Source organism: Arthrobacter sp. NPDC056691 (genome assembly GCF_042791415.1).
Taxonomy (GTDB): Bacteria; Actinomycetota; Actinomycetes; order Actinomycetales; family Micrococcaceae; genus Arthrobacter.
This window is the reverse complement of the sequence record NZ_JBHTXX010000013.1, coordinates 49,385-70,599: the sequence shown is the minus strand read 5'-3', so window position 1 is coordinate 70,599 and position 21,215 is coordinate 49,385. Positions and strand designations below refer to the sequence as shown.

The following is a 21,215-nucleotide window of genomic DNA, read 5'->3' as shown; positions in this document are numbered from 1 at the left end:
TGCGCCGTGTTGGCTCCGCAGGCTTTTGCGCGGAGTTGCCGCCCCTGCCCAGAAGCCTGTCACCGTCCGAACAACCGAAAACCGGTGCAACGCTCTCGGAAAATCACCGTGGGCGTGCAAGGATGACCGCATGAAAATTACCCGACAGATCGTTGTGTTCGACGCCGCCGACCTTCCTGCCGAGAGTGCCTTCTGGGCGGGCCTGCTGGGCGGCACCGTGGACGCCGAGGATGACTGGCACACCGTCAGCGTCGGCGGGAACCCGCGTCTGGGTTTTCAGCTCGCGCCGAACCACGTGCCGCCGGAATGGCCTGACGGCAACCCGCAGCAGATCCACCTTGACCTCTACGTCGAGGACGTCGCATCCGCCCACGATGAGGCGATCTCCCTCGGTGCACGCCTGCTGAAGCCGGCCGAGGACATCACCTCCACCGAGGGCTTCCAGGTTTACGCGGACCCTGCCGGCCACCCCTTCTGCCTCTGCTGGGGCTGAACCCGCGGCCTGGCCTGAAACTGAACCTGCCGGTCACACGCGGCGCGGCGCGGTATCGGTAGAGTCGTATCCATGACTACCTCACCCCGGCTCAGCCTGAACAACGGCGTGCTGATCGACCAGTTGGGCTTCGGGCTTTACAAGGTTCCGCCGAAAGACACCGCCAACCTGGTGGCGACCGCGCTGGAAGCCGGGTACCGCCATTTCGACACGGCTGCCATGTACGGGAACGAATCCGGGGTGGCGCGCGGCCTGGTCGAGGTGTTCGCCACGGAAACCGCCGCCGGCGGTTCGGGTGAGGCCGCCCCCGGCACCTCGCGGCAAGACCTGTTCATCACCACCAAGGTGTGGAATGACGACCACGGCTATGACGCGACACTGCGCGCCTTCGACACGTCCATGATCAACCTCGGCCTGGAATACGTGGACATGTACCTGATCCACTGGCCGTGCGCGAAGCGGGACCTGTTCCAGGAGACCTACCGCGCCCTGGAGACGCTCTACCGCGAGGGCAAGGTGCGGGCCATCGGCGTGTCCAATTTCCAGCCGCAGCACCTGGACCAGCTGCTGGAAACAGCCGAGGTGGTGCCGGCCGTCAACCAGATCGAGCTGCATCCGTGGCTGCAGCAGGCCGAGCTGCGGGAGAAGCACCGTGGTCTGGGAATCCTCACCGAGGCGTGGAGCCCCCTGGGCCGCGGACAGGTGCTGGAGGATCCCGTCATCGGCGCGCTTGCGGCCGAGCACAAGGTGAGCCCCGCCCAGATTGTCCTCCGCTGGCAGATCCAGCTGGGCAATGTCACCATCCCCAAGGCTAGCTCCGCCGCCCGGATCCGGGAGAACCTCGACGTCTTCGGCTTCGAGCTCTCAACCCTGGACATAGCGGACATCGAAGCCCTGGAACGCGGCCACCGCACCGGCTCCCACCCCGACAACGTTAACTAGGACTCCCCCAGCAGATGAGAACAGCCGACTCCGAGCCCGCCACAACACCATCCTTCGTCAGCAGCGGACTCGCCGCCCGCACCCGTGCAGCCACCGTGCGGGTGGCGGGCAGCAACGTTGCCTACTGGGTCTACGAACCTGCAAGGACCACGCCTGAAACGCGCACCATCCTGGTCATCCACGGTTTCCGCGGCGACCACCACGGCCTGCTCCGGGTGGCCGACCAGCTCCCCGAGATGCGCCTGATCATGCCGGACCTTCCCGGCTTTGGCAGCTCCGCGGCGTTCACTGACGGCGCACACAGCGTGGAACGTTACGGCCGGTTCATCAACGATTTCATGACCGCCCTGGGACTCGGACCGGACACCGTGCTGCTGGGGCATTCGTTCGGTTCCATCCTGGCCGCCCATTTCGTCGCTGCCCAGCCGGACGCGGTCCGCCCGCTGATCCTGGTCAACCCCATCGCCGCGCCCGCCCTGGAGGGCCCCAAGGGCGTCATGACCCGGCTGGCCGTGCTGTACTACCGCCTTTCCGCACGGCTCCCCCGTCCACTTGGCCTGGCCCTGCTCCGCAGCCCGCTCATCGTGCGGGTGATGAGCATCGCCATGGCGAAGACGAAGGACAAGGACCTGCTGCGGTTCATCCACGGGCAGCACCACGCATACTTCAGTGCGTTCGCCAACCGCGAGAGCCTGATGGAATCCTTCACCGCCTCCGTCAGCAGCAACGTGGCCGAAGTCGCGGCCGGGCTCACCCTGCCCGTGCTGCTGATCGCCGGCGAAAAGGACGAAATCGCCTTACTGCGTGACCAGCACCGGCTTGCGGCGCTGCTGCCCGACGCGACGCTCGATGTCATCCCGGGCGTCGGCCACCTGATCCACTACGAAACGCCCGGGCCGGCCGCAGGATTCATCCGCCGCTTCCTTAAGGACCACCCCGCGTGAAGATAGTGATCGATGCCCGTTTCACCCGGACGGACCACCACGACGGCATCAGCCGCTACGGCTCCAGCCTCATTGCGGCCGTCTCCAAGATCGCCGATGTGTCCATGCTCATCAGCGATTTTCGGCAACTGGCCCTGCTCCCCGACGTCCCCTACACGCTCATCGGCAGCCCGCTCTCCCCTGCCGAGCTCTTCGTGGCCAGGAAGGTCAATCAGCTTGGGGCGGACGTGGTGGTGTGCCCCATGCAGACCATGGGCACGTGGGGACGCAAGTACGGACTGGTGCTCACCCTGCACGACCTCATCTACTACGAACACCCGGCACCGCCGGGCTTCCTGCCGGCCCCGGTCCGGATCCTGTGGCGCCTGTACCACAAGGCGTTCTGGCCCCAGCGGCTCCTGCTCAACCGTGCCGACGTCGTCGCCACCATCAGCAGGACCACGGAGGCCCTGATGGCCAAGTACCGCCTGACGAGCCGTCCGGTCCGCATCGTCAGCAACGCGCCACAGCCGGCCCAGCAGCCCCGCGACCCTGCAGCGGCCCCGGAGAAAACACTGCTCTACATGGGATCGTTCATGCCCTACAAGAACGTCGAAACCTTGCTCGCCGGGATGGCCGGCCTGCCTGACTACACGCTGCATCTGCTCAGCCGGATCACGCCGCACCGCCGCGCCGAGCTTGAGGCGCAGATCCCGTCCGGCGCAAACGTTGTTTTCCATAACGGCGTGACCGACGACGAATACACGGCACTGCTGAACCGCACCACCGCACTGGTCACGCTGTCCAAGGCCGAGGGCTATGGCCTGCCCCTGGTGGAGGCCATGGCGCTGGGCACACCGGTGATCGCCAGCGACATCCCGATCTTCCGCGAGGTGGGGGCGGACGCCGCCACCTACGTTGCTGCCGAGTCAGCGCCGGAGTTCACTGCCGCCGTCCGCAGCCTCGGGGACGGGCAGCACTGGCAGGATGTCTCCCGGCGCTCCGTGGCACGCGCAGAGCAGTTCAGCTGGGACGAATCCGCCCGCCAGCTGGTGGACGTAGCGGCAGAAGTCATGGCACTGCGCCGGCGGTAGCCGGCCAACTGCAGGCAGTCAGAGCACGTCAACGCCGTCCAGCCGCAACTGCACCGGGTCTTCGGTGCGTTTCGCCGCGCCTGCTGCCTTCGTAGCCCGAAGAACCCTGGTCACGGTGGCGGCCTGCGCGTACGGGATGAACAGCAGCGTGCGCACGTCCACACCTTCCGTGCCCGCTGGCTGGCTGCCGGCTGCCGGGGTGCCTGCCGTCTGCAGCAGCGGCGCCGGTCCCGCGACGCGCAGTTCCACTCCCTCGGCGGCAAGAAGCTTCGTAGCTGAGGCCGTGAAATGGCCGACGGCGGTGCTGCCGCCGGTGACGGCGGCCACCCTCACCGCCGGGGGCAGCTGCAGCTCCGCGCGCAGCCCCAGTTCCCGCTGGGCATAGCCCGCCGGATCCCACCGCAGCAGCGCGCCGACGGCGGCGGTGTCGTCGGCGGTGATGACGACGATCCCGCCGTCTGTGGCAGGCCGGACGAGGGCGGCGGCGTTGAACCAGCGGCGCACGGCGTCCTCGCCCGCGCGCAGGTTCTCCCGGCGCAGCAGCGAATCGCCGTCGAGCAGCAGCGCCGCCGCGTACCCGCCCGCAGCAACAGGCTCGGCACCCACCGTGGCCACCACCAGCGCACAGGCATCCGGCACCGTGGCCTTGACGTTCTGGCCGGAGGAGGTGACCACGGCCTTGCCGGGAAACGCCCGGCCCAGTTCCTCGGCTGTGCGAAGTACGCCGGCTGCGCCCCGGCGCAGCCGGATGCCCTGGCAGTGCCCGCAACGCCAGGCCGGTGCCGGCGTCGAGCACCAGCGGCACTGGGGAACGGCAGCGCTGCCGGCCATGGCGAGCGGCCCCTGGCACGACGGGCAGCGCGCGGGTTCCCGGCAGGTTTCGCACGCCAGCGACGGCGCGTACCCGGCCCGGGCAACCTGCACCAGGACCGGGCCGCGTTCCAGTGCTTCCTTGGCCGTTCGCCACGCGGCACCCGGCAGCCTTGCCAGCCGGGCGAGCGGGTCGCGCTCCTGCTCAAAGCTGTCGGCGGTGTTGAGGACCCGGGGAACCGTGCGGCGGAGCACCGTGCGTTCGGCTTCCACGGGCATTGCCCAGCCGGCATCCACCAGCCTTTGCACCTCCGTGCTGCGCGCGTGCCCTGCCAGCAGGCAGGCCGCGCCCTCCTGCCCGGCACGGAGCAGCAACACCTCGCGGGCGTGGGCGTAAGGGGAACGCTGTTCGACATGGAGGTCGTCGCCGTCGTCCCAGCAAACAACGAGTCCCAGATTGTGTACCGGCGCGTAGGCAGCCGAGCGGGTGCCCACGGCGACGCCCGCGGAGCCCTTGAGGACACGGAGGTAGCTGCGGTACCTGGGCGTCTGGCCGTCGTCGGCCGTCAGCCGCGCGACGTCTTCGGCGGGCAGGATGTCCTCGAGCGCAGCCTGGACGCGGTCCAGGTCGCGGTAGTCGGGAACGACGACGACCGCGCCGCGTCCGGACTGCCGGACCGCCGCCACGGCCTCCGCGATAAGCCGCGGCCAGCCGTCCGGCCCGAATCCCTGCAGGGCGCTGAGGGCGGCCCGGGGCGAGCCTCCGGACGCAAGATGGCGGAGGAAGGCGGCGCCGTTCCGGTACCTGTCCCAGCCGGAGGGTGCGGTCCAGCCGGAGCCGGACAGGTCGTGGGGGGCGGGAGGCCCGGCCGGCTCGGCACCGGCGAGCTCCTTCTCCACCTTGACCACCCGCGGCGGGATGGCCACGCGGAGCACATCGCTGACGGTTCCTGCATAGCGTGCGGCCACGCGCCCGGCGAGCTCCTGCAGGTCCTTGGTCAGGACGGCGACCGGCGAGACGACCTTATGCAGCGGGACGAGGGGCTGGCCGGCGTCGGACTCCGCAACGCGGTCCAGGATGTAGCCGCCGAGTTCCTGGCCGCTGAACTTCACCCGGACCCGCACGCCCGGTTGGGCGTCGTCATCCAGTTCGGCGGGCACACTGTAGTCGAACGGCCGGTCCAGGTGCGGCAGCGGGGACTCGATGAGCACGCGCGCCACCGGGCGGACGGCGGCCAGCGCCGGACCGCCTGCGGGCCTGGCCGTGGCAGGGAACCCCTGCAGCAGTGAGAGCTGCAGGGGTTCTGGCGTTGACTGCGAAGACACGCCGTTTGGAGCCATGCGCCTTACCTCCGTCCTGGGTTACCCATCAGCCAATCACACGGGTCTGACATTCCCGGCTGCTGACGGCCGCGGACGGGACGGCTCAGGCCGCGGACGGGACGGCTCAGGCGTTGAAGTACGCCTTCAGGTCGTCCACGCGGTCCAGGCGCTCCCAGGTGAAGTCCGGATCGTCGCGGCCGAAGTGGCCGTGAGCGGCCGTCTTGGCATAGATGGGGCGCTTGAGGTCCAGGGCGTCGATGATGGCGCGGGGGCGCAGATCGAAGATCTCAGCAATCGCGGCGCTGATCTTTGCCGGGTCCACCGTCTCGGTGCCGAACGTCTCGACGTAGGTTCCCACGGGGCGCGCCTGGCCGATTGCGTAAGCGATCTGGATCTCGGCGCGCTTGGCGAGTCCCGCGGCAACCACGTTTTTGGCAACCCAGCGCATGGCGTATGCCGCGGAGCGGTCCACCTTGGACGGGTCCTTGCCGGAGAAGGCGCCGCCGCCGTGGCGGGCCATGCCGCCGTAGGTGTCCACGATGATCTTGCGGCCGGTGAGCCCGGCGTCGCCCACCGGGCCGCCGATCACGAACGCGCCTGCAGGGTTCAGAATGTTGGTGGTGCGCGAAATGTCCAGGTCGGCGAGGGCGAGGACGGGGTCGATGACGTGCGTCGCGAGGTCGGCGCGCAGCTGGTCGAGGCTGAAGCCGTCGGCGTGCTGGCTGGAGATCACGATGGTTTCCACGGAAACCGGCCGGTCGCCGTCGTACCCGATGGTGGCCTGGGTCTTGCCGTCCGGGCGGAGGTAGGACAGCTGGCCGCTCTTGCGGACCTCGGTGAGCCGCTCCGACAGGCGGTGCGCGATCCAGATCGGCACGGGCATGTAGGACGGGGTCTCGTCGCTGGCATAGCCGAACATGAGGCCCTGGTCGCCGGCGCCCTGAAGGTCGTAGTCGTCCTCCTGGCGGCCTTCGCGGGCTTCCAGGGAATTGAAGACGCCGCCGGCAATGTCGTTGGACTGCTGTCCGATGGACACGGAAACCCCACACCGTGCGCCGTCGAAGCCGTTGGCGGAGGAGTCGTAGCCGATGCCCAGGATCGTCTCGCGGACGATCTGCGGGATTTCGACATACGCGTCGGTGGTCACTTCGCCGGCCACGTGGACCAGGCCGGTGGTGGCCATGGTCTCGACGGCGACGCGGGACTCGGGGTCCTTGGCCAGCAGGGCGTCCAGGATCGCATCACTGATCTGGTCACAGATCTTGTCCGGGTGCCCTTCAGTTACCGACTCCGAGGTGAAGAGCCGAAGAGCGGCGGGTGCGGACCCGTGGGATTCTGGAATGTGCAGCGGTAAAGTCACTCAACTACCTTACTGGTTGGCAAACGGAGGGGCGGCAGCGTGTGTCCCCATGCTAAGGAGACGTTGCTTACGCCCCTCAGGTTCGCGGAAAGACCCGGCTCAGTTCGGAGCCGATGCGGTCAATGACAATGGCGGCGACGTCCTGCTTGGAGCCCGAGGCCGACTGGGGCTCGGAGCCGGCCCGCGAGAGGATGACCACGGAGTTGTGGTCCTGGCCGAAGACCTTGTCGGCGCCCACATGGTTCACCACCAGCAGGTCGCAGCCCTTGCGCCTGAGCTTTGCCTCGGCGTAGGAGAGCACATCGCCCTGTTCATCACCGGTCTCGGCGGCAAAGCCCACCACGAGCTGGCTGCTGCCGGCGGCGTCGCGCACCGCGACAAGCTCCTGCAGGATATCGGGGTTGCGGACAAGCGTGATCACCGGGTCCGCGGTGTCATCCCGCTTCTTGATCTTGCTGCCGGACACCTGCGCCGGCCGGAAATCGGCCACTGCCGCCGCCATAATCACGACGTCGGACTCCGCTGCCGCTGCCAGCATGACTTCGCGGAGCTGCAGGGCCGTTTCGACGGCGGTGAGTTCGACGCCCGGAGGTGCGGGCACCTCCATATGGGCGGCCACGAGCCGGACGGTGGCTCCGGCATCGCGGGCAGCGGCGGCCAGCGCCACGCCCTGCTTGCCCGAGGAGCGGTTGCCCAGGAACCGGACGGGGTCCAGGGGCTCCCGGGTGCCGCCGGCGCTGATGGTAACGTTGCGGCCGGCCAGCGGAAGGAGCCGCCCGGCGTCGGACTGGAGGCCGTGGGCAAGTGCCATGGCGGCGTCAAAGATGGCCTCGGGCTCGGGCAGCCGGCCGGGGCCGGAGTCGCTGCCGGTCAGCCGCCCGCTGGCGGGTTCGAGGACGGTTACGCCGCGGCTGCGCAGAGTTTCGACGTTGGCCTGGGTGGCCGCATGCTGCCACATTTCCGTGTGCATGGCCGGGGCGAACAGGACCGGGCCGCTCGCCATGAGGAGCGTGTTGGTGAGCAGGTCATTGGCCTGGCCGGTGGCGGCACGGGCCAGGAGGTCGGCCGTCGCGGGGGCCACCACGATCAGGTCTGCCTCGTGGCCCAGCCGGACGTGCTTCACCTGGTCGACGTCGTCGAACACGCTGTTGGTCACCGGGTTCCCGGACAGGGCCTCCCAGGTGGCGACGCCGACAAAGCGGGTGGCTGCTTCCGTGGGGATGACGGTGACGTCATGGCCGGCTTCAGTAAAAAGCCGGAGGAGCGATGCCACCTTGTAGGCGGCGATCCCTCCCCCGACTCCGAGGACTATGCGCACGTGAACTCCGTCAGCAGGCAGTCTGTTTACTCTGCGGAGTTTACTCTGCAGCTTCGATCGGTGTGGAAACCAGCTTGCCCTCGTTGATCTCGCGCAGGGCGATGGACAGCGACTTCTCGTTCAGCTTGGTGTCAACCAGCGGGCCGACGTACTCGAACAGGCCCTCGTGCAGCTGTGCGTAGTAGGCGTTGATCTGGCGTGCACGCTTGGCACCGAAGATCACCAGGCCGTACTTGGAATCGGCTGCCTCGAGCAGCGAATCGATCGGCGGGTTGATGATGCCTTCAAGGTTCGTGGACACGAATTCTCCAAATTTCTAGCGGGCCGACGGCGTCTGCGACTGGCGCGGATGCGGCGTGAGCCCCATGAGTGAAACAAGCTCGTCCGCTGCCCGGCGGACGTCGTCATTGATGACGGTGTGGTCGAACTCCGGTTCAGCAGCAAGCTCTACTTTACCGGTTTCCAGCCGGCGCTGCTGTTCCTCCGCCGATTCCGTGCCCCGGCCCACCAGCCGGCGCACCAGTTCTTCCCAGCTGGGCGGTGCCAGGAACACGAACTGGGCGTCCGGAACGGCCTGCTTCACCTGGCGGGCCCCCTGCAGATCGATCTCCAGTAGCACGGAGCGGCCTTCGGCGATGGCCTGGTTGACGGTGCTCTTCAGGGTTCCGTAGGTGTTCTGCCCGTGCACCACGGCCCACTCCAGGAATTCGCCGGCGGCCACCAGGGACTCGAACTCTTCCTGGGACTTGAAGTAGTAATGCACACCGTCGACCTCGCCGGGCCGCGGGGCCCGGGTGGTGGCCGAAACGGACAGCCAGACCTCGGGGTAGGTGTCGCGGATATAGGTGGACACGGTGCCTTTGCCAACAGCCGTAGGACCAGCGAGGACTGTCAGTCCGGGTTTGTTGCTCACGTATTCCTTTGGACGGTCTACAGATGACTCTGTTCGGATGAAGCTATTTCTCGTTCATAAAATCTACCAGCGCCCGGCGCTGGTGGATGCCCAGGCCACGGACCCTGCGGGACGCGGCGATGCCGAGGCTGTCCATGATGGCCGCGGCCCGGACCTTCCCGATCCCCGGCAGGGCCTCGAGGAGTTCCGAAACGCGCATGCGCGCTATGGCCTCCTCGGTGCCGCCGGAGTCCAGGATCTGGGCCACGGTCAGCTCACCCGTTTTGAGCCGTTCCTTGGCCGAGGCCCTGGCAGCCCTTGCCGCCGCGGCCTTCCTGAGTGCGTCGGAACGTTCCTGCGGTGACAAGGGTCGCAAGCTCACGGTCATTCCCCTGGGGTCAGCCAACGGATCCGCGGCCGGCGGCGTTGGAGCAGCCACGGATTTGTCCTGAACCTACTCCCTGCCGGCCGGAGAAATCAATGGACTATTCGGAGCGGAGCCCCGCGAGGGTGCGCTCCGCCGCCTCCCTCAGCTCCCGGACGCCGGGGCCGGCCTTGAGGATGTCCCGGCTGGAGGTTCCCAGAACCTGGGGGTAGGCGGCACCGAAGGTCTTCCGCAGGTCCGCCGGTGTGGCCCCCTGTGCGCCCAGGCCGGGCGCGAGGATCGGCCCCCGGACGGCCCCGAGGTCAAGCTCCAGGTCCGCCAGTGCCGTGCCCACCGTGGCTCCCACCACGAGGCCCACCGAGCCGAGGGGCCCGGAGTACCGTTCGTTCTCCCCCGCGGCGGCCTGGACAATCCGGCGTGCCACGGAATCGCTTCCGCCCACGTGCTGCACTGAGGCGCCCTCCGGGTTGGAGGTCAGCGCCAGGACAAACACGCCCCGGCCCTGCTCGGCGGCGAGATCCAAGGCCGGCCGCAGGGACTCGAAGCCCAGGTAGGGGCTCAGGGTCACCGAATCCGCGGCGAGGGCAGATCCATCACTGAGCCAGGCGTCGGCATACGCGGCCATGGTGGATCCGATGTCGCCGCGCTTGGCGTCGGCGATGGTCAGTACGCCCTCGTCCCGGGCAGTAGCGAGAACCTCTTCGAGGACTGCCATGCCGGCTGAACCGTGCCGTTCGTACAGCGCCACCTGCGGCTTGACCGCGGCAGCGAGCGAAGACACGGCCTCCAGGGCGGTGAGTGAAAAGCGCCTCAGGCCGGCGGCGTCGTCGTTCAGTCCCCAGCTGCCCAGCAGCGCGGGGTGGGGATCAATCCCGACGCACAGCGGACCGCGGTCCGCCATGGCCCGGCCCAGCCGGGAGCCGAACGACTCCCGGCCGGCGCCTGCGGCAGTATTTGCGCCCGCAGTTGCCTCAGGCATTCTGCTCTGCCGGGCTCTTCGCGGCTGCCTTCTGCAGGGCCGCCTCCTGCGACGCAAGGAGCGCTGCGGCGTGTTCCTGCAGGCTGGTCACGGACCAGGCGTAGGTGCGCAGGGCCTCGATGGCCTGGACGGCGGCGTTGAACTCGGCCACGGTGGTGATGCAGGGGATGCCGATGGACGTGGCGGCGGCACGGAGTTCGTATCCGTCGCTGCGGGCCTCGCCGCCGGACGGGGTGTTGAACACCATGTCGATTTCGCCGGCGACCACGAGGTCGGCGATGGTGCCTTCACCTTCGGCGCTGCTGCCCTCGGCGACCTTGCGCACCGGGGTGGCCTGGATGCCGTTGCGGCGCAGGACGTCGGCGGTGCCGCCGGTGGAGACGATCTCGAAGCCGAGGTCGGAGAGGCGCTTGACGCCCATGATCACCGAACGCTTGTCGCGGTTGGCGACGGACACGAAGACCTTGCCTTCGGTGGGCAGGGCGTTGTTGGCGCCCGCCTGGCTCTTGGCGAAGGCGGTGTCGAAGTGCTTGTCGATGCCCATGACCTCGCCGGTGGAGCGCATTTCCGGCCCGAGCAGCGAGTCCACGACCTTGCCTTCCGGGGTGCGGAAGCGGCTGAACGGCAGGACCGCTTCCTTGACGGAGACGGGTGCGTCCAGCGGCAGGGTGGAACCGTCGCCGGTTTCCGGCAGCATCTTGTAGGCGCTGCGGAGCTGGCCGATGGTCACGCCGGTGCCGATCAGGGCCGCGGCCTTGGCCATCTGCACGCCGGTGGCCTTGGACACGAAGGGCACAGTCCGGGACGCGCGGGGGTTGGCTTCCAGGACGTAGAGGACGTCGGAGGCCAGGGCGAACTGGATGTTAATCAGGCCGCGGACGCCCACGCCCTCGGCGATGGCCCGGGTGGCGGTGCGGACGCGTTCCAGCACGTTGTTGCCCAGCGTGATGGGCGGCAGGACACAGGCGGAGTCGCCGGAGTGAACGCCGGCCTCCTCGATGTGCTCCATGATGCCGCCCAGGTACATGTCCGTGCCGTCGAAGAGGGCGTCGACGTCGATCTCGACCGCGTCCTCAAGGAACCGGTCGATCAGCACCGGGTGCTCGGCGGTGATTTCGGTGGCGTTGGCGATGTAGCGGGACAGGTTCGGCTCGTCGTAGACGATCTCCATGCCGCGGCCGCCGAGCACGTAGGACGGGCGGACCAGGACCGGGTAGCCGATCTCGTCCGCGATCTTCTTGGCGTCCTCGAAGGAGACGGCGGTGCCGTTCTTCGGTGAGACCAGCCCGGCTTCGTCCAGCACCCGGGCGAAGGCGCCGCGGTGCTCGGCGAGGTCGATCGCCTCGGGCGAGGTGCCCAGGATGGGCACGCCGGCGTCGGCCAGCTGCTGGGCCAGCTTCAGCGGGGTCTGGCCGCCGAGCTGGACGAAGACGCCCATCACGCCGCCGGTGCGCTCCTCGGCCGCGATGACTTCGAGGACGTCCTCAAGGGTCAGCGGCTCGAAGTACAGCCGGGTGGAGATGTCGTAGTCGGTGGAGACGGTTTCCGGGTTGCAGTTGACCATGACGGTCTCGTAGCCGGCCTTGCGCAGCGCCATCGAGGCGTGGACGCAGGAGTAGTCGAACTCGATCCCCTGGCCGATGCGGTTGGGCCCGGAGCCGAGGATGAGGATGGACGGCTTGGAGTGCAGCGCAACCTCGTCCTCCTCGTCGTAGGCCGAGTAGTGGTACGGCGTGTAGGCGGCGAACTCGGCGGCGCAGGTGTCCACGGTCTTGTAGACCGGGCGGATGCCCAGTGCCTGCCGGACGCCGCGGACGACGGCCTCGGAGTTGTGGGTCAGCGCGCCGATCTGTTCGTCGGAGAAGCCGTGGCGCTTGGCGTTGCGGAGCATGTCCTGCGTGAGGGCGCCGGACCGGCGGATTTCCTGCGAGATCTCGTTGAGCAGCTGGAGCTGGTCCAGGAACCAGGGGTCGATCTTGGTGGCCTCGTAAAGTTCCTCCACGCTCGCGCCGCCGAGCAGGGCGCGCTGCACCTGATGCAGGCGTTCGGTCGTCGGGCGCTTGGCCTTCTCGATGAGTTCCGGCACTTCCCATTCGGGGACGGAGCTGAAGTCCAGCTGCGAGCCCTTCTGTTCGAGGGAGCGCAGCGCCTTCTGCAGGGCTTCGGTGAAGTTGCGGCCCATGGCCATGGCCTCGCCCACCGATTTCATGGTGGTGGTGAGGGTGTTGTCGGCGGCGGGGAACTTCTCGAACGCGAACCGCGGGACCTTGACCACCACGTAGTCGAGCGTGGGCTCGAAGGAGGCCGGGGTCTTCTGGGTGATGTCGTTCGGGATCTCGTCCAGGGTGTAGCCGAGCGAGAGCTTGGTGGCGATCTTGGCAATCGCAAACCCCGTGGCCTTCGATGCCAGCGCCGAGGAGCGGGACACGCGCGGGTTCATTTCGATGACGACGACGCGTCCGGTGTCCGGTTCGATGGCGAACTGGATGTTGCAGCCGCCGGTGTCCACGCCCACCTCACGGATGACCGCGATGGAGATGTCGCGGAGCCGCTGGTACTCGCGGTCGGTGAGGGTCAGTGCCGGGGCCACGGTGATGGAGTCGCCGGTGTGCACGCCCACGGGATCGAAGTTCTCGATGGAGCAGACGACAACCACGTTGTCGTTCTTGTCCCGCATCATCTCGAGCTCGTATTCCTTCCAGCCGAGGATGCTCTCTTCGAGCAGCACCTCGCTGGTGGGGCTGTACTGCAGGCCCTGGCCGACGATCCGGCGGAGGTCGTCTTCGTTGTATGCCAGGCCGGAACCGAGGCCGCCCATGGTGAAGGACGGGCGGACCACCATGGGGTAGCCGAGGTCCTCGGCTGCCGTCAGGGCCTCGTCCATGGTGTGGATGATGTGGCTGCGGGCGGATTCGGCGCCGCAGCGCTCCACGACGCCCTTGAACTTTTCGCGGTCCTCGCCGAGCTCGATCGCGGCGATGTTCGCACCGATCAGTTCCACGTTGTACTTCTCCAGCACACCGTTCTTGTCCAGCGCGATGGCCGTGTTGAGCGCCGTCTGGCCGCCCAGGGTGGGCAGCACCGCGTCCGGGCGCTCCTTGGCGATGATCTTCTCCACCACTTCGGGGGTGATGGGCTCGATGTAGGTGGCGTCAGCGAACTCCGGGTCGGTCATGATGGTGGCCGGGTTGGAGTTGACGAGGATGACGCGCAGTCCCTCCTCCTTGAGGACGCGAAGGGCCTGCGTGCCGGAGTAATCGAATTCAGCGGCCTGGCCGATGACGATCGGGCCGGAACCGATGACCAGGACGCTCTTAAGGTCAGTTCTCTTGGGCATTACTTCTTGTCCTCAGTCTTGTTGTCAGTCGTGCTCGGCTGGGCGCCGTTCTGCTGGGCCTCTGCGGGGTGCTGGGCGTCCACGGGTTCCTTGGACAGGTTGGCGGTGCGGCCGTCCCGGCTACCTTCCATCAGCTCGATGAAGCGGTCAAACAGGTACGCGGCGTCGTGCGGGCCGGCGGCGGCTTCCGGGTGGTACTGGACCGAGAAGGCCGGGATGTCCAGGCAGGCCAGGCCTTCAACGACCTCGTCGTTCAGGCTGACGTGGCTGACCTCGACCCGTCCGTACCGCTCTTCCGGAGCGTTGGTGGGGCCGTCCAGCGGGGCGTCGACGGCGAAGCCGTGGTTCTGCGAGGTGATCTCCACCTTGCCCGTGCGGCGGTCCATGACCGGCTGGTTGATGCCGCGGTGGCCGTAGCGCAGCTTGTAGGTGCCGAAGCCGAGCGCGCGGCCCAGGATCTGGTTGCCGAAGCAGATGCCGAAGTAGGGCAGCTTCTCGTCCAGGACGGTGCGGAGCAGCTTGACCTGGTTGTCGGCGGTGGCGGGGTCGCCGGGGCCGTTGGACATGAAGAAACCGTCGGGGCTGACGGCCTTGACGTCGTCGATGGTGGCCGTGGCGGGCAGCACGTGCACGCGGACGCCGCGCTCGGCGAAGCGGACCGGCGTCATGGCTTTGATGCCGAGGTCGATCGCCGCGATGCTGAAGCGCGCGTCGCCGTCCCAGCCGTGGTCCTTGGGCTCCACCACGTAGGCTTCGTCGATGCTGACTTCCTCGGCAAGCCGGGAGCCTTCCATCGGCTCACTGGCGAGTACGGCGTCGACGAGTTCCTTGTCCGTGGCCTTGGCTGCCTCGCCGGAGAAGATGCCGGCGCGCATGGTCTTGTGCTCGCGCAGGTGGCGGGTGATGGCACGGGTGTCCACGCCCTGGATGCCGACGATGCCCTGCTCGACGAGCTCGGAGTCGAGAGATCGCTCGGAGCGCCAGTTGGACGGGCGACGGGCGGCGTCGCGGACGATGTAGCCTGCAACCCAGATGCGGCGGGATTCGGCGTCCTCGCTGTTCACGCCGGTGTTGCCGATGTGCGGGGCCGTCTGCACCACCAGCTGGCGTGCGTAGGACGGGTCGGTAATGGTCTCCTGATAGCCGGTCATGCCGGTGGCGAAGACCGCTTCCCCCAGGGCGGTGCCCTGTGCGCCGTAGCTGCGGCCGCGGAAGATGCGGCCGTCCTCGAGCACCAGGACGGCGGGGGTGGATGCTGCGGCCTGCGGCGCAGTTCCTGCGTTTACTGTCACTTCGGTTTCCGTCACTTTATTACTTTCCACTATTGGGCACCCGCCTCGGGGCCTGGGTAGATCATTTCCTGAAGTTGTTTGAGGATGGCCGGCTTGTCCGCGGCGCTGCGGGTGCGGAAGCCGGTGTCCAGGGCGTGGGTTCCGAGCATCCAGCTGACGATCAGCAGCCCGTCCTTTTCCACAAATTTACCGGCCATGCCGCTGTCCTGCCGGATGCCGGCCAGCGAGGCCGCCGGGATGAACAGCGGCCGCGCGCCGGAGCGGTCCAGGAGCACGCCCTCCGGATGGATGGAGAGCTCGGCGTTGGTGCGGATGCCGAGGCCGTGCACGGCGATCCTGTCCAGCCAGTCCCCCGCGGTGGTGGAGGCCACGTACTGCCCGTCCGCCGAGAGCAAAGGCTCGCCCAGGCCGGCAGGAACAGCCGGCAGCTGTTCGATGTCGGACTGCCGCCGCAGCCGGCTGCGCCAGCCGATCCAGATCAGGACAAAAACGACGGCGACGACCGCCAGCATCGCAAGTCCGGGAAGGACTTTTTCCATCAGTTGGCACCTGCTGCGCCGGCAACCGGTGCTTCCGACGGGTAGCGGTACGGCGTGTTGAGCTTACCGTCCAGGACCGTGGGGTGGCCCTTGAAGAACGTGGCTACCACCTTGCCGGGGAGTTCCATGCCGCGGAACGGCGAGTTGCGTCCCATCGTTGCCATCGCGGAGGGATCCACGGTCCAGCGCGCGGCCGGGTCCACGAGGACGATGTTGGCGGGCTCGCCCTTCTCGAGCGGCCGGCCCTGGTCCGTGAGCCGTCCGATGCCGGCCGGCGCGGTGGAGGTGACCCGGGCGAAGTCGGCCCAGGTCATCAGGCCCGTCTCGATCATGGCGTGCTGGACCACGGACAGGGCGGTTTCCAGGCCGGTCATGCCCATGGCCGCCTGCGCCCACTCGCACTCCTTGTGCTCGCTCGGGTGCGGAGCGTGGTCGGTGCCGACGACGTCGATGGTGCCGTCGGCGAGGGCGGCGCGCAGTGCCTGGACGTCGTCGTTGGTGCGCAGCGGCGGGTTGACCTTGTAGACGGGATCGTAGCTCCGGACCAGGTCATCGGTGAGCAGCAGATGGTGCGGGGTCACTTCGGCGGTGACGTTGATGCCACGGCTCTTGGCCCAGCGGATGATCTCAACCGAGCCCGCCGTGGACACGTGGCAGACGTGGAGCCGCGAGCCCACGTGCTGGGCCAGCAGGACGTCGCGGGCGATGATGCTTTCCTCGGCCACTGCCGGCCAGCCGGTCAGGCCGAGGACGGCGGACACTTCGCCTTCGTTCATCTGGGCGCCGGCGGTGAGGCGCGGTTCCTGCGCGTGCTGGGCCACGACGCCGTCGAACGCCTTGACGTACTCGAGGGCGCGGCGCATCAGGACGGGATCGTGGACGCAGATGCCGTCGTCGGAGAACATGCGGACCTGGGCGCGGGAATCGGCCATGGCGCCGAGCTCGGCGAGCTGCTCGCCGGCGAGCCCCACGGTGACGGCGCCCACCGGGCGGACGTCCACCCAGCCGGCGGCCCGGCCCAGGCTGTGGACCTGCTCCACGACGCCGGCGGTGTCCGCCACCGGGGTGCTGTTGGCCATGGCGTGCACGGCGGTGAAACCGCCGAGGGCTGCGGCGCGGGTGCCGGTTTCCACCGTTTCGGCGTCCTCGCGGCCCGGTTCGCGGAGGTGCGTGTGGACGTCGACCATGCCCGGCAGTGCGACGAGGCCGCCGGCGTCGATCACCGTGGCACCGTCCGCGGCGAGGTCGGTGCCCCGGGCCGTGATCACGCCGTCGCGGATGAGCAGGTCCTCGGCGTCGCCGCCAAGGATCGCGGCGCCCCGGATAAGGTACGTGGTTTCTTCAGCCATCAGTTGCTCTCCTTCAGGGTGGCGGCTGGTTCACGGGTGTCCCCGGAGAGCAGCAGGTACAGGGCGGCCATGCGGATCGAGACGCCGTTCTTCACCTGTGCGAGCACGGTGGAACGGGGCGAATCGGCGGCGGCCGCAGAAATTTCCAGGCCCCGGTTCATCGGACCGGGGTGCATGATGATGGTGTCCTTCAGGCCCAGGCGGTCCAGGGCGCGGAGCCTGTTGTCGTCGAAACCCCAGCGCCGGGAATACTCCCGGGTGGACGGGAAGAACGAGGCATTCATCCGCTCGCCCTGGACGCGGAGCATCATCACGGCATCGACACCCTTTTCCAGGGTCTCGTCCATGTCGTAGCTGATGCTGCAGGGCCAGCGTTCGACGCCGATGGGCAGCAGGGTGGGCGGCGCCACCAGGGTGACATCGGCGCCGAGCGTGCGCAGGAGCCAGACGTTGGACCGGGCCACACGGGAGTGCAGGACGTCGCCGGCAATGGCAACGCGCATGCCGCGCAGGTCCGCCCCCGTGGAGGGCAGGCCGGAGAGCTTGGTCCAGTGCCGGCGCATGGTGAACGCGTCCAGCAGTGCCTGGGTGGGGTGTTCGTGGGTGCCGTCACCGGCGTTGATGACTGCCGCGTCAATCCAGTCGGTAGCCGCCAGACGGTGCGGTGCACCGGAGGCCCAGTGGCGGATTACGACGGCGTCAGCACCCATGGCGGACAGCGTCTGGGCGGTGTCCTTCAGTGACTCGCCCTTGGAAACCGACGATCCCTTGGCGGCGAAGTTGATGACGTCCGCGGAGAGCCGCTTGGCTGCGGCCTCGAAGGAAATGCGGGTCCTGGTGGAATCCTCGAAGAAGAGGTTCACCACGGTCCGTCCGCGGAGGGCGGGAAGCTTCTTGACCTCGCGCTCCCCCACGGTCGACATCTCTTCGGCGGTGTCGAGGATGCGGACGGCGTTGGCCAGGCTGAGGTCTTCGGTAGAGAGCAGGTGCTTCATGCGCCGCCCTCGATAACCACTTCGTTGACTGCCCGGCCGTCGACGGCGTCGGTCTCCTCGAGCCGGACCCGGACCTTTTCGGCGGAGGACGTGGGCAGGTTCTTGCCCACGTGGTCGGCGCGGATGGGAAGTTCGCGGTGGCCCCGGTCAATCAGGACAGCCAGGCGCACGATGCGCGGCCGGCCGAGGTCCACGAGCGCGTCCAGTGCGGCACGGATGGTCCGGCCGGAGTACAGGACGTCGTCGATCAGCACGACGACCTTGTTGTCGATGCCCGTCAGCGGCAGCTGGGTCCGGTGCGGCGGCCGGGTGGGCTGGTGGGAAAGATCGTCCCGGAACATGGTGACGTCCAACTGGCCAACGATCGCGGCGGCGTCCACGGCGGGATCGGCGGCGGCGATTTTCTGGGCGAGCCGGACCGCCAGCGGGTAGCCGCGGCGGGGAATGCCGAGCAGCACCAGATCCTGGGAGCCCTTGTTGGCCTCGAGGATTTCATGGGCGATACGAGTGAGGGCACGGTCAATGTCCGCCTGGTTGAGTACAACCCTGGCCGGAACCGGTGCCTGCGTGACAGAAGTCATCGCTCGTCTCCCCTTTCCCCGCCTCACGGGACGGAATTAAAAAAGGAACATTTGCCTTCCAAAATTACCACACGGGCGTCCGGCCGCGGCCCCGGCAGAGGGCGTCGTCCGTCACACCGTGCGGGGCCAGGGTTTCCCGCCAACCGCTGTGCTTTGTGCTTTGATGCCCACCGCCGGGCACATAGGCTCGTGTCTATGTCGATGAACCCGCAGCAGCGGCACTTCCCCGGGCCGGAGTCCCACGGACAGCCCGCGAATCCCAGCTGGATGGGGCACGTCCAGCCGCAGAACTACCGGCCGGCGCCCGGGCACGGCGGCGGCGCCGTGGACCGGGTGATCCCGGAGGCCGCGTCCACTGTGGCCGCCCGTCCGGGTGCTGGGACCCTGGGACTGGTTGTGGGCGGCGGGATACTCGCCTTTGTCAGCCTGTTCCTTGTGGTGCCGTTCCTCCTGGCCAGCACCGGCGTCACCGGCTTTGTCATCGGTTTTGTTGCGTCCCTGATCCCGCTGGCGGCGGTGCTGTTCGCCGTCGCCGTCATTGACCGGTGGGAACCCGAGCCCAAACGCCTGCTGCTGTTTGCCTTCACCTGGGGCGCGGCCGTGTCCATCGCCGTGACGCTGCTCATCCAGCCGCTCTTCGCCCTCGCCGCCCCGGCCACCGATGAGGCGTCTTTCCGCGACTTCATGACCACCGTGCAGGCGCCGGTGGTGGAGGAGTTCGCGAAGTCCCTGGGCCTGCTGTTGCTCCTCCTGTTCGCCCGCCGCAACTTTGACGGCCCCGTCGACGGCGTGGTGTTTGCCTTCACCATTGCCGGCGGCTTCGCGTTCACGGAGAACATCCTGTACTTCGGCCGGGCGATCGCCGAGTCCGGCACACCCGGCAGCGACCTTGTCGAGATCTTCTTCCTCCGAGGGGTGATGTCGCCGTTCGCGCATGCCATTTTCACCGGGACCACCGGCTTGGTCATGGGCCTGGCAGCGCGGCGCTGGCACTCAGGCATCTCGGTCCTTGCCTTCGTCGTGGGCCTGGTTCCGGCCATGATCCTGCACAACAGATGGAACAGCATGGGCCAGGACTTCCTGGCCCAGTACGTCCTCGTGCAGATCCCGATCTTCCTGCTCGCCGTGGCATGCATCGTGGTGCTGCGGGTCGCGGAAACGCGCCTCACCCGGCAGCGGCTCCGGGAGTACGCCGCTGCGGGGTGGTTCGCTCCAGCCGAGGTGGATCTGCTTTCCAGTCCCGGAGGCCGCCGGCAGGCTGTGCGGTGGGCAGCGTCCTGCAACAGGGGCGAGGAGATGAAGCAATTCGTCAAGGCAGCGACGCGGCTGGCCTTCACACGGCAGCGGATCCTCAGTGGCAGGGATGTGCCGTTGCACCAGCAGGACGAGGTGCAGCAGCTGCGCCACCTGACAGCGCTGCGGGCCGCCGTTCAGCAGTGAGGCAGCAAACACAAAGCCCCTGCCGGGTTTGAACCGGCAGGGGCTTTGTTGTGCTTGGGATGACCCAGCTCAGGCGAGCAGGGACGGCTTCAGCTGCTGAAGGCGCCCCAGGAGGCCGTTGATGAACGACGGCGACTCGTCGGTGGAGAGCGTCTTGGCCAATGCCACGGCCTCGCTGACGGCTACACCGTCGGGAACGTCGTCGTTGTACAGCAGTTCCCAGGTGCCGATCCGCAGGATGATGCGGTCAACGGACGGCATGCGCTCCAGGGTCCAGCCCTGCGAGTAGGTTTCCAGGAACTCGTCGATAGTGGCCTGCATCGACACCACGCCTTCGACGATCTCGAGGGTGTACGGATTGACGATCTGGTCGGTCCTCTCGCGGCGCGCACGCAGCACGTCGAAGGCCGAGACCGAGCGCTGCTCGGCTTCGAAGAGGACCTCAAGAGCCCTGTTGCGGGCTTTACCGCGGGCGCTCACTAGTCGTTGACCCGGCCCAGGTAGCTGCCGTCGCGGGTGTCGACCTTGACCTTGGTGTTGTTCTCGACGAACAGGGGCACCTGGATCTCGTAGCCGGTTTCGAGGGTGGCGGGCTTGGTGCCGGCGGAGGAGCGGTCGCCCTGCAGGCCCGGTTCGGTGTAGGTGATTTCGAGGACAACGCTCGGCGGCAGCTCGATGTACAGCGGGTTGCCCTCGTGAATGGCGATGTTGACCATCTGGTTTTCCAGCATGAAATTGGTGGCATCGCCCACAGTGGCGCCGGAAACGGTGATCTGGTCGAAGTCCGAGGTGTCCATGAAGACGAAGTCGGCGCCGTCCTGGTACAGGTACTGGTAGTCGCGGCGGTCCACGGTGGCGGTCTCGATCTTGAGGCCGGCGTTGAAGGTCTTGTCCACTACCTTGCCGGACATGACGTTGCGCATCTTGGTGCGCACGAAAGCGCCGCCCTTGCCCGGCTTGACGTGCTGGAACTCGATGACGTTCCAGAGCTGGCCCTCGAGCTTCAGGACGGTCCCGTTCTTGATGTCGTTTGTGGTTGCCACTGGTTTCCTCTGGTTGTGTCTGACTGGTTCTTGCTGCCAGCTGTTATGCCAAGCGGGCTGCCGAACGGCGCGCCAGCGTGTGTTTATCAAAAATCCAGAAACTATTCTAGCGGAAAAGGC

General features: G+C 67.8%; 20 protein-coding genes. 5 read left to right on the top strand and 15 right to left on the bottom strand.

The window, feature by feature from the left end; all coding sequences use genetic code 11:
• Positions 1-130 precede the first annotated feature (130 nt).
• From ACFRAU_RS12605 to ACFRAU_RS12590, 4 genes are all read left to right on the top strand, one after another.
• Positions 131-493, top strand: a complete 363-nt coding sequence (locus ACFRAU_RS12605; RefSeq protein WP_378000172.1) for a VOC family protein — start codon at positions 131-133, stop codon at positions 491-493.
• Between the two features lie 72 nt (positions 494-565).
• Positions 566-1,435 carry an aldo/keto reductase gene (locus ACFRAU_RS12600; RefSeq protein WP_378000171.1) on the top strand — a complete coding sequence of 290 codons (870 nt, stop codon included), beginning with the start codon at positions 566-568 and terminating at the stop codon, positions 1,433-1,435.
• A gap of 14 nt (positions 1,436-1,449) precedes the next feature.
• Entirely contained in the window at positions 1,450-2,379 is a 930-nt protein-coding gene (locus ACFRAU_RS12595; protein WP_378000170.1) for an alpha/beta fold hydrolase, read from the top strand.
• Positions 2,376-3,452 (top strand): glycosyltransferase family 4 protein, encoded by a 1,077-nt coding sequence (locus ACFRAU_RS12590; RefSeq protein ID WP_377994271.1) that lies wholly within the window; start codon positions 2,376-2,378, stop codon positions 3,450-3,452. The genes ACFRAU_RS12595 and ACFRAU_RS12590 overlap by 4 nt, the downstream gene beginning before the upstream one ends.
• A gap of 18 nt (positions 3,453-3,470) precedes the next feature.
• On the opposite strand, the gene ACFRAU_RS12585 is transcribed toward ACFRAU_RS12590, so the two are convergent.
• The 13 genes from ACFRAU_RS12585 to pyrR form a co-directional block, all read right to left on the bottom strand.
• On the bottom strand, positions 3,471-5,603 hold the full coding sequence (locus ACFRAU_RS12585; protein WP_378000169.1) for a primosomal protein N': 2,133 nt from the start codon (positions 5,601-5,603) through the stop codon (positions 3,471-3,473).
• Positions 5,604-5,709: 106 nt separating this feature from the next.
• Positions 5,710-6,945, bottom strand: coding sequence for a methionine adenosyltransferase (gene metK, locus ACFRAU_RS12580; RefSeq protein ID WP_377994273.1), 1,236 nt, complete (start codon positions 6,943-6,945; stop codon positions 5,710-5,712).
• Positions 6,946-7,021: 76 nt separating this feature from the next.
• Positions 7,022-8,263: a bifunctional phosphopantothenoylcysteine decarboxylase/phosphopantothenate--cysteine ligase CoaBC gene (gene coaBC / locus ACFRAU_RS12575; RefSeq protein ID WP_378000168.1), complete on the bottom strand. Its 1,242-nt coding sequence runs from the start codon at positions 8,261-8,263 to the stop codon at positions 7,022-7,024.
• Between the two features lie 40 nt (positions 8,264-8,303).
• Positions 8,304-8,564 (bottom strand): DNA-directed RNA polymerase subunit omega, encoded by a 261-nt coding sequence (rpoZ, locus tag ACFRAU_RS12570; protein ID WP_003800778.1) that lies wholly within the window; start codon positions 8,562-8,564, stop codon positions 8,304-8,306.
• Between the two features lie 15 nt (positions 8,565-8,579).
• Positions 8,580-9,176, bottom strand: coding sequence for a guanylate kinase (gene gmk / locus ACFRAU_RS12565; protein WP_377994275.1), 597 nt, complete (start codon positions 9,174-9,176; stop codon positions 8,580-8,582).
• Positions 9,177-9,219: 43 nt separating this feature from the next.
• The gene (mihF, locus tag ACFRAU_RS12560; protein WP_377994325.1) at positions 9,220-9,543 is read right to left on the bottom strand and encodes an integration host factor, actinobacterial type; all 324 of its coding nucleotides are present in this window, start codon (positions 9,541-9,543) and stop codon (positions 9,220-9,222) included.
• Between the two features lie 97 nt (positions 9,544-9,640).
• Positions 9,641-10,519: an orotidine-5'-phosphate decarboxylase gene (gene pyrF / locus ACFRAU_RS12555; protein ID WP_378000167.1), complete on the bottom strand. Its 879-nt coding sequence runs from the start codon at positions 10,517-10,519 to the stop codon at positions 9,641-9,643.
• Positions 10,512-13,856, bottom strand: a complete 3,345-nt coding sequence (gene carB, locus ACFRAU_RS12550; protein ID WP_378000166.1) for a carbamoyl-phosphate synthase large subunit — start codon at positions 13,854-13,856, stop codon at positions 10,512-10,514. Before carB ends, pyrF begins: the two co-directional genes overlap by 8 nt.
• Positions 13,856-15,148, bottom strand: a complete 1,293-nt coding sequence (gene carA, locus ACFRAU_RS12545; RefSeq protein ID WP_378000165.1) for a glutamine-hydrolyzing carbamoyl-phosphate synthase small subunit — start codon at positions 15,146-15,148, stop codon at positions 13,856-13,858. The genes carB and carA overlap by 1 nt, the downstream gene beginning before the upstream one ends.
• Before the next feature lie 29 nt (positions 15,149-15,177).
• Complete coding sequence (locus ACFRAU_RS12540; protein ID WP_377994279.1) at positions 15,178-15,687, bottom strand: hypothetical protein; 510 nt, start codon at positions 15,685-15,687, stop codon at positions 15,178-15,180.
• Complete coding sequence (locus tag ACFRAU_RS12535; protein WP_378000164.1) at positions 15,687-17,036, bottom strand: dihydroorotase; 1,350 nt, start codon at positions 17,034-17,036, stop codon at positions 15,687-15,689. Before ACFRAU_RS12535 ends, ACFRAU_RS12540 begins: the two co-directional genes overlap by 1 nt.
• A complete protein-coding gene (locus tag ACFRAU_RS12530; protein WP_377994281.1) occupies positions 17,036-18,031 on the bottom strand; it encodes an aspartate carbamoyltransferase catalytic subunit in 996 nt (331 codons plus the stop codon). Before ACFRAU_RS12530 ends, ACFRAU_RS12535 begins: the two co-directional genes overlap by 1 nt.
• A complete protein-coding gene (pyrR, locus tag ACFRAU_RS12525) occupies positions 18,028-18,612 on the bottom strand; it encodes a bifunctional pyr operon transcriptional regulator/uracil phosphoribosyltransferase PyrR (protein WP_377994282.1) in 585 nt (194 codons plus the stop codon). Before pyrR ends, ACFRAU_RS12530 begins: the two co-directional genes overlap by 4 nt.
• A 195-nt stretch (positions 18,613-18,807) precedes the next feature.
• Here pyrR and ACFRAU_RS12520 point away from each other — a divergent pair, with 195 nt between their 5' ends.
• The gene (locus ACFRAU_RS12520; protein ID WP_378000163.1) at positions 18,808-20,052 is read left to right on the top strand and encodes a PrsW family intramembrane metalloprotease; all 1,245 of its coding nucleotides are present in this window, start codon (positions 18,808-18,810) and stop codon (positions 20,050-20,052) included.
• Positions 20,053-20,121: 69 nt separating this feature from the next.
• Here the strand turns inward: ACFRAU_RS12520 and nusB are convergent, their stop codons facing one another.
• Positions 20,122-20,532 carry a transcription antitermination factor NusB gene (gene nusB, locus ACFRAU_RS12515; protein WP_003800750.1) on the bottom strand — a complete coding sequence of 137 codons (411 nt, stop codon included), beginning with the start codon at positions 20,530-20,532 and terminating at the stop codon, positions 20,122-20,124.
• A complete protein-coding gene (gene efp, locus ACFRAU_RS12510) occupies positions 20,532-21,095 on the bottom strand; it encodes an elongation factor P (RefSeq protein ID WP_377994284.1) in 564 nt (187 codons plus the stop codon). The genes nusB and efp overlap by 1 nt, the downstream gene beginning before the upstream one ends.
• Positions 21,096-21,215: the final 120 nt, after the last annotated feature.